The 13,230-nt window shown below is 65.7% G+C and carries 12 protein-coding genes and 1 riboswitch; of the genes, 9 read left to right on the top strand and 3 right to left on the bottom strand.

Annotated features, from left to right (window positions below):
- Positions 1–34 precede the first annotated feature (34 nt).
- Positions 35–115, top strand: a riboswitch (S-adenosyl-L-homocysteine riboswitch).
- Between the two features lie 131 nt (positions 116–246).
- From ahcY to AC1Q7Q_RS16040, 5 genes are all read left to right on the top strand, one after another.
- On the top strand, positions 247–1,680 hold the full coding sequence (gene ahcY, locus AC1Q7Q_RS16060; protein WP_492373946.1) for an adenosylhomocysteinase: 1,434 nt from the start codon (positions 247–249) through the stop codon (positions 1,678–1,680).
- A gap of 129 nt (positions 1,681–1,809) precedes the next feature.
- Entirely contained in the window at positions 1,810–2,163 is a 354-nt protein-coding gene (locus AC1Q7Q_RS16055; RefSeq protein WP_150989950.1) for a phage holin family protein, read from the top strand.
- Positions 2,164–2,225: 62 nt separating this feature from the next.
- The gene (gene metF, locus AC1Q7Q_RS16050) at positions 2,226–3,056 is read left to right on the top strand and encodes a methylenetetrahydrofolate reductase [NAD(P)H] (RefSeq protein WP_183032212.1); all 831 of its coding nucleotides are present in this window, start codon (positions 2,226–2,228) and stop codon (positions 3,054–3,056) included.
- Positions 3,057–3,078: 22 nt separating this feature from the next.
- Complete coding sequence (locus AC1Q7Q_RS16045) at positions 3,079–3,441, top strand: TfoX/Sxy family protein (RefSeq protein ID WP_492373947.1); 363 nt, start codon at positions 3,079–3,081, stop codon at positions 3,439–3,441.
- A gap of 31 nt (positions 3,442–3,472) precedes the next feature.
- Positions 3,473–4,243, top strand: a complete 771-nt coding sequence (locus AC1Q7Q_RS16040; RefSeq protein ID WP_492373948.1) for a Mut7-C RNAse domain-containing protein — start codon at positions 3,473–3,475, stop codon at positions 4,241–4,243.
- Positions 4,244–5,213: 970 nt separating this feature from the next.
- On the opposite strand, the gene AC1Q7Q_RS16035 is transcribed toward AC1Q7Q_RS16040, so the two are convergent.
- On the bottom strand, positions 5,214–5,822 hold the full coding sequence (locus AC1Q7Q_RS16035) for a 5-formyltetrahydrofolate cyclo-ligase (RefSeq protein ID WP_492373949.1): 609 nt from the start codon (positions 5,820–5,822) through the stop codon (positions 5,214–5,216).
- A 96-nt stretch (positions 5,823–5,918) separates the two neighbouring features.
- On the opposite strand from AC1Q7Q_RS16035, the gene AC1Q7Q_RS16030 reads away from it, so the two are divergent.
- From AC1Q7Q_RS16030 to AC1Q7Q_RS16015, 4 genes are all read left to right on the top strand, one after another.
- Positions 5,919–7,871 (top strand): lytic transglycosylase domain-containing protein, encoded by a 1,953-nt coding sequence (locus AC1Q7Q_RS16030; RefSeq protein ID WP_492373950.1) that lies wholly within the window; start codon positions 5,919–5,921, stop codon positions 7,869–7,871.
- 105 nt (positions 7,872–7,976) lie between these two features.
- Positions 7,977–9,002 carry a complex I NDUFA9 subunit family protein gene (locus AC1Q7Q_RS16025; RefSeq protein ID WP_492373951.1) on the top strand — a complete coding sequence of 342 codons (1,026 nt, stop codon included), beginning with the start codon at positions 7,977–7,979 and terminating at the stop codon, positions 9,000–9,002.
- A 188-nt stretch (positions 9,003–9,190) separates the two neighbouring features.
- A complete protein-coding gene (locus tag AC1Q7Q_RS16020; protein ID WP_492373952.1) occupies positions 9,191–9,880 on the top strand; it encodes a glutathione S-transferase family protein in 690 nt (229 codons plus the stop codon).
- Between the two features lie 8 nt (positions 9,881–9,888).
- Positions 9,889–11,124 (top strand): multifunctional CCA addition/repair protein, encoded by a 1,236-nt coding sequence (locus AC1Q7Q_RS16015; RefSeq protein WP_492373953.1) that lies wholly within the window; start codon positions 9,889–9,891, stop codon positions 11,122–11,124.
- Between the two features lie 664 nt (positions 11,125–11,788).
- Here AC1Q7Q_RS16015 and AC1Q7Q_RS16010 read toward each other — a convergent pair.
- Both AC1Q7Q_RS16010 and AC1Q7Q_RS16005 read right to left on the bottom strand, forming a co-directional pair.
- Entirely contained in the window at positions 11,789–11,983 is a 195-nt protein-coding gene (locus tag AC1Q7Q_RS16010; protein WP_150992005.1) for a DUF2905 domain-containing protein, read from the bottom strand.
- Between the two features lie 36 nt (positions 11,984–12,019).
- Entirely contained in the window at positions 12,020–13,228 is a 1,209-nt protein-coding gene (locus AC1Q7Q_RS16005) for a class I SAM-dependent methyltransferase (RefSeq protein WP_492374751.1), read from the bottom strand.
- Between the last annotated feature and the right edge of the window lie 2 nt (positions 13,229–13,230).

The following is a 13,230-nucleotide window of genomic DNA, read 5'->3' as shown; positions in this document are numbered from 1 at the left end:
GTGCCAAGCGTGCCGGGGCAGGCTACAATACCGCCACTCCGAGGAGCGTTGCAACGAATGGGCCTTATTGTGCCATTCGCCAGGCTCGGACTGTCTTCAACGGCGCTCGCTGATCCGTGGCATACACACGGAGGCGAGTCGACCTATCCGCCCGTTATGCAAAGGCCCTGGTTTTCACCATCCTTGCATGGCGCGGCCGTATTCCCCGCACTCGTCCTTCGTCGCCACTCTTCATCGGAGTGAAACATGAACGCAGTGACTGACCTGAAGAACGATTACCTCGTGGCCGACCTGGGCCTCGCCGGCTGGGGCCGCAAGGAAATCGCCATCGCCGAAACCGAAATGCCCGGCCTGATGGCCATCCGCGACGAGTACGCTGCCGCCCAGCCCCTGAAGGGCGCGCGCATCGCCGGCTCGCTGCACATGACCATCCAGACCGCCGTGCTGATCGAGACGCTGGTGGCGCTTGGCGCCGACGTGCGCTGGGCATCGTGCAACATCTTCTCGACCCAGGACCACGCTGCCGCGGCCATCGCCGCTTCGGGCACGCCGGTGTTCGCCTTCAAGGGCGAATCGCTGAAGGAATACTGGGACTTCACCCACCGCATCTTCGACTGGAAGGATGGCGGCACCCCCAACATGATCCTGGACGACGGCGGCGATGCCACGCTGCTGCTGCACCTGGGCGCCCGCGCCGAGAAGGACGCATCGCTGATCGCCAACCCGGGCAGCGAGGAAGAAACCTTCCTGTTCGCCGCGATCAAGGAAAAGCTGGCCAAGGACCCGTCCTGGTACAGCCGTAACCTGGACGCCATCAAGGGCGTGACCGAGGAAACCACCACGGGCGTGCACCGCCTGTACCAGATGGCGCAAAAGGGCGAGCTCAAGTTCCCCGCCATCAACGTCAACGACTCGGTGACCAAGAGCAAGTTCGACAACCTGTATGGTTGCCGTGAATCGCTGGTGGACGGCATCAAGCGCGCCACCGACGTGATGATCGCCGGCAAGGTTGCGCTGGTGGCCGGCTACGGCGACGTGGGCAAGGGCAGCGCGCAGGCACTGCGTGCCCTGTCGGCCCAGGTTTGGGTGACCGAGGTCGACCCGATCTGCGCACTGCAGGCCGCGATGGAAGGCTACCGCGTGGTGACCATGGAATACGCTGCCGACAAGGCCGACATCTTCGTCACCTGCACCGGCAACTACCACGTCATCACCCATGACCACATGGCCAAGATGAAGGACCAGGCCATCGTCTGCAACATCGGCCACTTTGACAACGAGATCGACATCGCCTCGCTGGAAAAGTATGAGTGGGACGAGATCAAGCCGCAGGTTGACCACGTGGTGTTCCCCGCCATTGGCGATCAACCCAGCAAGAAGATCATCATCCTGGCCAAGGGCCGCCTGGTGAACCTGGGCTGCGGCACGGGCCACCCGTCGTACGTGATGAGCAGCTCGTTCGCCAACCAGACCATCGCCCAGATCGAACTGTGGCAGGAACGCGAAAGCGGCAAGTACCCGGTCGGCGTCTACACGCTGCCCAAGCACCTGGACGAAAAGGTCGCGCGCCTGCAGCTCAAGAAACTTAACGCGCAACTGTCCGAGCTGACCGAGCAGCAAGCCGCCTACATCGGCGTGAGCAAGCAAGGCCCGTACAAGGCCGATCACTACCGTTATTGATCTGCCGGTGACCGGCGGCTGATCTGCGTTTGATCAACCGCCGGTTCGTCAGCCCGCGGCGCCCGCGCGCAGCGGGCGCCGTGCCCCGAATCTGCCCCGAATCCGTTTTACCCAAGCGAAGGAGTCGTCATGAGATTGTTGGCCGTCTGGATCATCAACGCCGCCGCGCTGTTCCTGGTGGGCAGCCTGATCGATGGGATTCATCTTGGCGGCTTCGGCTCGGCCATGATCGCCGCGCTGGTGCTTGGCCTGGTGAATACCTTGATCCGCCCGATCCTGGTGATCCTGACCTTGCCGGTGACGCTGCTCACGCTTGGCCTGTTCATCTTCGTGATCAACGCGCTGCTGTTCCTGTTCGTGGGCAAGCTGCTGGCCGGTTTCGTGGTCACCGGCTTTGGCGCGGCCCTGCTCGGCTCGATCCTCTACAGCGTGATCTCCTGGGCCCTGTCGAGCGTGCTGCTCGGCGAACGCCGCAGCGCCTGACGCCGTCCGGCGTCCCATGCCAATTTTTCAGCGCGCCGCGCCATAGGCGGCGCGCCACCATCATGCAAGACCGCTACTTCAGCTTTGAATTCTTCCCGCCCAAGACGGCGGAGGGCGCCGAGAAGCTGCGCAACACGCGTGCGCAGCTCGCTCCGCTGCAGCCCAAGTTCATCTCGGTGACCTTCGGCGCCGGCGGCACCACCCAGCAGGGCACGCTGGACGCCGTGCTGGAGATCCAGCGCGAAGGCATCGAGGCCGCGCCGCACTTGTCGTGCGTGGGGTCCTCGCGCGAGAGCATCCGCAATATCCTCAAGACCTACCGTGAAGGCGGCATCCGCCATATCGTCGCGCTGCGCGGCGACATGCCATCGGGCATGGGCGAGATCGGCGAGTTCCGCTATGCGAACGAACTGGTGGAGTTTATCCGCGCCGAGACCGGCGACTGGTTCAACATTGAGGTGGCGGCTTATCCCGAGTACCACCCGCAGGCCAAGTCGCCCCGCCACGATCTCGAGAACTTCGTGCGCAAGGTCAAGGCCGGCGCCGACTCGGCCATCACCCAGTACTTCTTCAACGCCGATGCGTACTTCCGTTTCGTCGAGGACGTGCGCGCCATGGGTGTGGACGTACCGATCGTGCCGGGCATCATGCCGATCACCAATTCCTCGCAGCTGATGCGCTTCTCCGAGATGTGCGGTGCCGAAGTGCCGCGCTGGGTGGCCAAGCGGCTGGAAGGCTTCGGCGATGACCGCGAATCGATCCGCGCCTTTGGCCTGGATGTGGTCACCGCGCTGTGCGAGCGCCTGCTTGCCGCCGGCGTGCCGGGGCTGCATTTCTACACGCTCAACACGGCCAGCGCGACCAAAGCCATCTGGCAGCGCCTGAAGCTCTGAGGCATCCGCCCGCGCCCGCGCCATGCCAGCCCGCCGCCCCGATCCCTTCATCGACCATCTGCTCGAACTGTTGGGGCCGCTAGCGGCGCGCATCGGCCCGATCACCACGCGCCGCATGTTTGGCGGCCACGCCCTGTACTACGACGGCCTGGTGTTCGCGCTGGTGCTGGGCGGGCGCTGCTACCTGAAAGTGGACGACCAGACGCGCGGGGGCTTCGAGGCCGAGGGCGGCGAGCCGTTCCGCTACAGCCGCAACGGCCGCGAGGTCTCCATGCAGCATTACCTGAGTGCTCCACCGGCCTGCCTGGAGTCGGCCGAGGCCATGACAGCCTGGGCGCGGCTTTCCGTGGAGTCCACGCTGCGGCTGGCCAATCAGGCGGGCTGAGGCGCTGCCGGGCGGTGGCATACTTTGGCCCATGGCCACCGACCCTGCCACCGTCACCGCCACGTTTCGTTTCTACGAGGAACTGAACGATTTCCTGCCGCGCGCGCAGCGCGGCCGGGATTGCGTGTGCGCCTGCGCGCGCGCCGCCACCGTCAAGCACATGATCGAAGCGCTGGGCGTGCCGCACACCGAAGTGGAGCTGATCCTGGTGAACGGCGAGTCATGCGGCTTCGAGCGCCTGCTGCAGGATGGCGACCGCGTCTCGGTCTATCCCCAGTTCGAAGCCTTCGACGTCACACCGTTGCTGCGCGTGCGCGCCGAGCCGCTGCGCGCGACCCGCTTTGTTGCCGACGCCCACCTGGGCGGGCTGGCGCACCTGCTGCGCCTGACCGGCTTCGACACGCTTTACGACAACCATTACGCCGATAGTGAGATCGAGGCCATCGCCATGCGCGAGGGCCGCATCGTGCTCACGCGGGACCGCGAGCTGCTCAAGCGGCGCGGGGTCACCCATGGCTGCTACGTGCGCGCCATCAAGGCCACACCGCAACTACGGGAGATTTTCGCGCGGCTCGACCTGGCCCGTAGCGCGCGGCCGTTCTCGCTGTGCCTGGACTGCAATGTGCCGCTACGGGCGATCGACAAAACCGAGGTCGACGGCCGCGTGCCGCCGGGCGTGCTTGCGCGCCAGGAGCGGTTCGTGACTTGCGATTGCTGCCAGCGAGTGTTTTGGGAGGGGTCGCATTGGCGGCATATGCGGGATTTGGTGGATGAGTTGGTGCCTGTGGGGCGTTGTTTGTAGTTGGTGGCTTGTTTTTTTGGGGTGTGGTCGCTGTTTTTTTTAGCGGCGTTGGTTTTTGGACCCAAGGGCCATACGACATCCCCCTGCGGGGGCTGCCGGTCACTTTTCTTTGACCGGCAAAGAAAACTAACGAAAAGAAAGCCGCCCTGCCGGGGGCAGAGCAATAAGGCTTATGTGGGGCAGTGGTTGCGTCGTACGGCCCGGAGTGTTGGCTAGCGTGCCTTACCGGCTCAAAGGGCATCGAACTTGCATGACCCAATGGTCACGTGGTGCAGCCCCTGACCTCGTGTGCGGTGACCACTCCCACATCTGCCGCTCGCGGCGCGAAGTGCTGCGCCGTTTCGGGTGTGGCTGGTTTCGTGGTTTTGTCTCGGAGGACGAGCGCCGTGGGTGTGAGCGCGGCCCTAGCGAACGGGCGAACGGGCCACGGTGCCCACCACGAAACCCTGGACGCTAAGAGCAAGACGCGGATAGAGCCGGTACGGCAGGGCATCAAATGGCCGAGCGCCCGCCGCCAGAGACAAAACCACGAAACCACCAGGGCAGGCAGGATCGTGGCGCTGCGCACCGCGAACGGCAGATGCCAGAACGCTCACTGAGCAAAGCGATCAGGGGCACCACCACGTGACCATTGGGTCATGTAGTAGCGATGCCCTTCGAGTCGGTAGGATTGGCTAGCCAACACTCCGGGCCGTACGACGCAACCACAGAGGCAAAAACAGCCTTATTGCTCTGCCCCCGGCAGGGCGGCTTTCTTTTCGTTAGTTTTCTTTGCCGGTCAAAGAAAAGTGACCGGCAGCCCCCGCAGGGGGATGTCGTATGGCTTTTGGGTGCAAAAACCAACACCGATCAAAGAAACAGCGACCAACCCCGCAGGGGGATGTCGTATGGCTTTTGGGTGCGAACGCCATCGCCGTTCAAAGAAACAGCGACCACCCCCCCAATAGGATGAAGACACATCCCATATCCCTCAAAACACCCCCCCCTCACTAACCACCCAATCCATCGGCAAATCATGCTCCTGCGGCACCAACGCAATCCGGCAGGCCTCATGCCCGATGCCGATCGCCACCGGCGCGTTCCCGCTGGCGGCCAGCGCCGCCAGCGTGCGGTCGTAGAACCCGCCGCCATAGCCCAGGCGGAACTTATCCCCGCTGAAACCGACACATGGAATCAGCAGGACGTCTGGCAGCAAGGGCGGCGTGCCATCGGGCACGGGAATGCCGTAATGCCCGGCAACCATCGGCGTGGCCGGTTCCCACTGGTGGAAATCCAGCGGCGCGCCCGGCCGGCTTACCACCGGCAGGGCCGCTTGCCGCGCGGGGGCGCCGGCCAGCCAGCGCGAGACCACGCCACGGGCGTCGAACTCCTGCTGGATCGGCCAGTAGAAGCCCAGGCGATGCACGGGCAAGCGCTCCAGCAGGGCGGCCAGCGCGGCTTCGATGCCGGCGTCGGCGGCGGGGCGCTGCGGCAATGCGCCGCGCAGCGCCAGCAACTGGCGCCGCAGTGCCGCTCGCGGCACGCTGGAGTCGGGCTTTCCGGGCGCGCCGGAGGGGCTGCGAACGTCGTCGCTTGGCATGGCTGCGTGGGATAATGTCTGCTGTTGACCCAACATTGCACGGTCGGATGCACGCCCTCGAAAGGTGTTGTCCGGCCGTCACAACAAGGAAGAAGAATGCCGAAGGGAGTATATCCGCAGCGTGTGGCCAAGGCCGCCCTGGCGGCGATCGCGTGCGCAGTGCTTGCCACGCCGGTATTTGCGCAGAAACGGCCCCAGCCGCAACCCCAATCGCAGTCGCTCGCTATCCCGAGCAACCCCGACGACGCTTTCGTGGCGCTGCGCGACGCCGCGCGCAAAAACGACGTGGCACGCACCGACGCCATCTCGGCCACGCTGGTGGACTACCCGATCTCGTCTTACGTCGAGTACTTCCGCATCAAGCCGCAGATGTTCGACGCCAGCGGCCTGGCCCGCATCGACGCCCCTGACGACCAGGTGCGCGCTTTCCTGCAGCGCTACAAGGGCGAGGCCATTGCCGACCGCATGCGCAATGACTGGCTGCTGGTGCTGGGCAAGAAGCGCGACTGGGCCAATTTCGACGCCGAATACCCGCAGTTCGTGCTCAAGGATGACACGCAGGTCGAGTGCTACGCGTTGCTGTCACGCGCGCTCAAGGGCCAGAACGTGGCGGCGGACGCACGCGCGGCGCTGAGCGATCCGCGCTACTACGGCGAAGGCTGTGTCGACCTGATCGGCTACCTGGCCCAAAGCAGGCAGATCGAGCCGAGCGACGTGGCCTTCCAGGCACGCCAGGCGCTGGAACAGAACTATGTGACGCTGGCCGGGCGCATCGCCGCCACCGCGCCGGACGCGCGCGGCGACAGCAACACGCTCGCCACCGTGGTCAAGATGGCGCGCAACGATCCCTCCCAGGCCGCGGCCTACCTGAGCGCCAACGCCGGCAGCTTGTCGCGCGACGAGCAGGGCGCAGGCTGGGGCGTGGTCGGCCAGTACGCCGCCAAGAAGCTTGCACCCGAGGCGGCCGGCTACTACCGCCGCCAGATGGACCTGGGTGGTAACCAGTGGCTGTCCGACGAAACGCAGGAATGGCGCGTGCGCGCCGCACTGCGCCAGGGCGACTGGAAGCAGGTGCGCCAGGCAGTGGAGCTGATGCGCCCCGAGCTGCGCGCCAAGGATCCGGCCTGGACGTACTGGTACGGGCGCGCGCTCAAGGCGGACAACCGCGGCGCCGAGGCCGAGAAGCAGTTCCAGTCGATCGCCGGCCAGTTCAACTTCTACGGCCAGCTGGCCAGCGAGGAACTGGGCAACCGCATCGTGCTGCCGGCACGCACGCAGGTCAGCGATGCCGAGGTCAATGCCATGCGCACCCGCCCGGGCTTCCTGCGCGCGCAGAAGTTCTATGACCTGAACCTGCGCTTCGAAGGCAATCGTGAATGGAACTGGGAACTGCGCGGCATGACCGACCGCCAGCTGCTGGCCGCCGCCGACTACGCCCGCCGCATCGAACTGCTGGACCGCGCCGTGAACACCGCGGACCGCACCCAGGCCGAGCATGACTTCTCGCTGCGCTTCCTGATGCCGTACCGCGACATCATGCAGCGCGCCACCGATGACGTGGGCCTGGATATGGCGTGGGCCTATGGGCTGGTGCGCCAGGAGTCGCGCTTCATCATGAACGCGCGCTCGTCCGCCGGCGCCCATGGCCTGATGCAGGTGATGCCGGCGACCGCCAAGTGGGTTGCGCGCAAGATCGGCATGACCGACTTCTCGCCCTCGATGATGAGCGATCCCAATATCAACATCCAGCTCGGCACCAACTATATGAGCATGGTGCTGACTGACCTGGACAGCTCTTGGACGCTGGCTTCGGCCGCCTACAACGCCGGCCCGGGCCGTCCCAAGAACTGGCGCTCCAGCTTGCCGCGCCAGGTCGAGGGCGCGATCTTCGCCGAGACCATTCCGTTCTCGGAGACCCGGACCTATGTGAAGAATGTGCTGTCGAACGCCACGTACTATGCTGCATTGATGAGCGGCCGGCCGCAGTCGCTCAAGGATCGCCTGGGCGTGGTGTCGCCGTCGCAGATCACCACCACCAGCCTGCCTTGAGGTTTTAACGCCTTCAAGGCAGCGCGGTCTGCAGGCCAATGCGGTAGCCGGCGCGTGCTCCAGCCCTGGAGCGTGCGCCAGTCGTCCCTTGCCGCGGAGAGATCCATGCAGACCAGCAACGTTCTAGTGATCGGAGGGGCCGGCTTTGTCGGCAGCCACCTGGTAGCCCGCCTGGCAGGTGTTGCCACCGCGTCGGCCACGCCGCTGGAGCCGGGCACCGTCGTGGAGCCGCCTCTGGACCCTGAGCGCATCGTGGCCGCTACCCGCGACGCCGAGCATGCGCAGCACCTGCTGCTGTTGCCGCGCGTCGAGGTGATCGAGCTGGACGTGAGGAACGATGTTGCGCTGAACACCGCCATTGGCACGCTGGGCACCGACGGCGTCGTGGTGAACCTGGTCGGCATTCTCCATGGCGAACGCGCCGAGCCCTACGGCGCGGCTTTTGCCGCCGCCCACGTAGACCTCGTGCGGCGCATTGTCGAGTCTTGCCGCAGCACTGGCGTGCGCAGGCTGTTGCACATGAGCGCGCTGGGCGCCGATAGCGCCGGCCCGTCGATGTACCTGCGCAGCAAGGGCGACGGCGAGCGCGTGGTGCGCGAGAGCGCTCTGGACTGGACCATCTTCCGTCCGTCCGTGATATTCGGCCCCGACGACCATTTCCTCAATCTGTTCGCCCATATGCAGCAACTGGCGCCCGTAGTGCCGCTCGCCTGCGCGCATGCCAGGTTCCAGCCGGTGTACGTGGAGGACGTGGCGCAGGTCATGGTCAACGCCATGGCGACGCGGGACACTATCGGCCGCGCCTACGACCTGGCGGGGCCGCAGGTCTATACGCTGGAGGAGCTGGTGCGTTTTGCGGGCCGCGCCAGCGGCCACCCGCGCCCGGTCCTGCACCTGCCCGACGCCCTGGCCCGCGTGCAGGCAGCCATCCTCGAATACATGCCGGGCGCGCCGGTGATGTCGCGCGACAACCTGGACTCCATGCGGCTCGACAATGTCATGCGGGGGCCGATCGCGCCCGAGCTTGGGCTGGGCCAGCCGGTGGGGCTGGAGGTGGTGATGACCGATGTGCTGGCGGGCCGTGGGCACGAGAGCCAGATGCTGGGACTGCGGCGCAGCGGGTATCGTTGAGCGGCAGGCTGCCCGGCCGGGTTTTGCCCTTCGCATGTGACCAGGATTCACATCGCTGCGAGCGTAATTCGCTTGGAGGCGCTTGGCGCGGCTGGCTACAATGGTTCGCTCGCCGGCGTGCGCTTCGCGCTCCGGGCTTGCCCCGGCCCCGCGCGCGCTCCCCCACGTTTTCCTGCAAGGATTTTGCGATGAAGCTCGTCATCGGCAACAAGAATTACTCTTCCTGGTCGCTGCGCCCCTGGCTGCTGATGCGGCAGGCTGGCATTGCGTTCGAAGAGGTCAAGGTACGCTTGTTCGTGGCCGGGTTTGAGCAAGCGGTTGCGAAGCACTCGCCCACTGGCAAGGTGCCGGTGCTGGTCGATGGCGATGTCTCGGTGTGGGACTCGCTGTCGATTGCCGAATACCTGGCCGAGTCCTTTCCCGAGAAGCGGCTCTGGCCGGCCGACCGTGCCGAGCGTGCGCATGCGCGCTCGATCTGCGCGGAGATGCATTCTGGCTTCGGCAACCTGCGCAGCCAGCTGCCGATGAACGTCACCGCGGTGCTGCCCGGCATGGGCTGGAACGTGGCGGTGCAGCGCGATGTGGACCGTGTCGCCGCGATCTGGTCGGACCTGCGCGCGCGCCATGCTGCCGCCGGGCCGTTCCTGTTTGGCGCGTTCTCCATTGCCGACGCATTTTTCGCGCCGGTCGTCAGCCGCTTTGCCACTTATGGCATCCACCTGCCGGAGGCCGCCAAGCAATATGCGGACTTTATCCTGGCGCTGCCGGCCATGCAGGCGTGGATCGCCGATGCCCGTGAGGAGCGCGATTTCCTCGCCTCCGACGAGCCCTACCGCCTCACCCCCGATCGCGCCGATGCGGTCGTGATCAACCATTGAGCTCGTCCATGCAGGTGTATGCCGTAGGCGGCGCCATTCGCGACGCCCTGCTGGGCTTGTCGAGCCAGGACCGCGACTATGTGGTGGTGGGCGCAACCCCGGCCGAGATGGAAGCCCAGGGCTATAAGCCGGTAGGCAAGGATTTCCCCGTTTTCCTCCATCCCAGGACCCGGGAGGAATACGCGCTGGCCCGCACTGAGCGCAAGACCGCGGCAGGATACAAGGGCTTTTCGTTCTATTGCGCGCCGGACGTGACGCTGGAAGACGACCTGGTGCGGCGCGACCTCACCATCAACGCCATGGCGCAGGCGGTGGGCGATGACGGCGCGCTCACGGGCCCTGTGATCGATCCCTATGGCGGGCAGCGCGACCTTGCCGCACGGCTGTTTCGCCATGTGTCGGACGCCTTCGCCGAAGACCCGGTGCGGATCCTGCGCGTGGCGCGCTTCGCCGCGCGTTTCATTGATTTCACGGTAGCCCCCGAGACGCTGGTGCTGATGCGCCGGATGGTGGAAGCCGGCGAGGTCGACGCACTGGTGGCCGAACGCGTCTGGCAGGAACTCGCGCGCGGCCTGATGGAGGCACGGCCCTCGCGCATGTTCGAAGTGCTGCGCGAATGCGGGGCGCTGGCGCGGCTGCTGCCCGAGCTGGACCGGCTATGGGGCGTGCCGCAGCGGGCCGACTACCACCCGGAGGTGGATACCGGCGTGCACGTGATGATGGTCGTGGATACCGCCGCCGCGATGGGCACCTCGCTGCCGGTGCGCTTTGCCGCGCTGATGCACGACCTGGGCAAGGGCACCACGCCCGAGGATGTGCTGCCCCGTCATATCGGGCACGAGCAGCGCAGCGTGGCATTGCTGGAGGCGGTTTGCAAGCGGTTACGCGTGCCGACTGACTGCCGTGACCTGGCTGTGGTGGTGGCGCGCGAGCATGGCAATATCCATCGCTCCGAGGCGTTTGGCGCGGCTGCGCTGACGCGATTGCTGGAGCGGTGCGATGCGTTGCGCAAGCCGGCGCGGTTTGCTGAAGTGCTGCAGGCATGCGAGGCGGATGCGCGGGGACGGCTTGGGTTTGAGGACCGGGAGTATCCGCAGACGGCGCGGTTGATGATGGCGCTGGAGGCAGCGGCTTCGGTGGACGCCGGGGCCGTGGCGCGGGAGTGTGCTGGGGATCCTGGGTTGATTAAGGATCGGGTGCATGCTGCGCGGGTGGCGGCAGTGGAGGTTAATTTGGGAGGGTAGGGGTTTAACTGCAACTTCAGCTGCTTAACTGCTTAACTGCAAAGTCAAAGGCAGTTTCACCTCCCCTGCGGGGAGGCGACCTACTTTCTTGTCTCGCCAAGAAAGTAGGCAAAGAAGCGACCCGGATGGGGCGAAAGACTCCTCGTCGACAGGCAAAAAGAGCGGCCGGGGGCCAAACTCACATCGCCTTAGGGCGATGCTCAGACATGGCCCCCTCTTTTCCGCTCTTTTTGCCTGCCGACGAGGCGCCCCATAACGGGAGATGAAAACCCTGACGGCTCGCTGCGCATCGCGGGCGGGTGATTGCCGCCTGGGGGCGGGAAACACCCATGGCGATGCGAAGCGAGCCGTGGAGGTGTGCCAAGGCCGTATGGGGCGCCTCGGGATTTCATGAAAAGAGCGGAAAAGAGGGACCCATGTCTGAGTATCGCCTTAAGGCGATGCGAGTTTGGGTCCCGGCCGCTCTTTTCATGAAATCCCGAGGGGGTGTCGCCCCATCCGGCGCGCCTTTTTTGCCTACTTTTTTGGCAAGACAAAAAAGTAGGTCGCCGCCCCGCAGGGGTGGTGAAACTGCAGTTGAAGTTGACGTTAAGCCGTTGCAGTTGTAGTTGCAGTTGTAGCTGCAGTTGCAGGCCAGCAGTGTCCGCAGTATCCGCCCCACACCCTAAAACAACTTCCCAATCACCAACGCCACCATCGACAACAAAACCGTCGAAGCAAACGGCAACACAAACTCCCGCCCAAACAACCGAAACCGCAAATCCCCCGGCAGCCGCCCCAACCCCAGCTTCTGCAGCCAGGGCAGTGCCGCGGACAGCACGATGACGGCCAGGAAGATGGTGAGGGTCCAGCGCAGCATGTGGGCGTGCCTAAAGGATGAGGTGAGATGCGCGGACTATAGCGCGTGGCTGCGATCGCCGCGTGCGAAGCCTGCCAGCGGCAGCGCCGCATCAAAGTCGCGGGTCAGCGCGATCACCTTGAACAGTTCGCCCATCTCGGCCTCGGACAGCAGCTTTTGCACCGCGTTGGCGGCGGGCAGGAAGTTGCGCGTGTCGTTGGGGTCCAGCGCCATCAGCAGCTCGGTGATGCCGGCGTTCATCAGGAAGCGCGCCTGCGAGGCGAAGCCGGCCACCGTCAGCCCGGCATCGGCCGCGGCGTGGGCGATGCCGCTGAAGTTGACGTGGGCGGTGATGTCCTGCAGGCCAGGGTAGAGGAAGGGGTCCGGGTGGGCGTGATGGCGGTAGTGGCACATCAGCGTGCCGCCGACACGCTGCGGATGGTAGTACTCGGCAGCGGGGAAACCGTAATCGATCAGGAACACCGCACCCCGCGTGAGCATCGTGCCCACTGCGCGCATGAAGCCTTCGGCCTCGGCGTGGGTTTCGGTGACGATGTCATGGTCTCCGGCCACGGCATGCAGGGATGCGGGCAGGGCGTCGGCCGCCACAGGACGGTCCGAGAAGCCGAAGGCTGCATCGGATGTGTCAGATGCGCCAGCATCGCTGTCCCGACGGGCTACGCCGCGCTCCAGCCAGCGGCCGTGGCTGCGGGCGAACAGCCGCACTGGCATGGCGTCCAGCACTTCGTTGCCGACCACGATCCCTTCGAAATGCTCGGGCAGCGTATCCAGCCAGGCGACGCGTGGGGCCAGATGCGGCGCGCGCGTGGCCAGCGTGGCCTGCTGGCGCGCGCGCAGCTCGCCGGAGAGCTCGACGATGGCGTAGCGCTCGGGCAACTGGCCTTCCTGCTCCAGGGCCAGCAGCAGGTCGGCGGCGAGCCGACCGGTGCCGGCGCCGAATTCGAGGACCTGCGACAGGCCCTGCGCCAGCAGCGGCGCGAACTGGCGCGCGAGCGTACGGGCAAAATACGGGCTGAGTTCGGGGGCGGTGATGAAGTCGCTGCCATCGCGCGCGTCGCGGCCGAACTTGGCCGCGCCGCCGCTGTAGTAGCCCAGCCCGGGCGCATATAGCGCAAGCGCCATATAGCGGTCGAAACCGAGCCAGCCGCCCGCGTCGTCGATAGCCTGGCCGATGTGCGCGCTCAGCGCGGCGGACGCCGACAGCGCGTCGGCGGGGGGAAGGGGTAAACTAGCGCCTTTGTGCATAC

Source organism: Cupriavidus sp. GW823-FHT07A04 (assembly GCF_058794615.1).
This window is presented reverse-complemented; position numbering and strand designations above follow the sequence as displayed.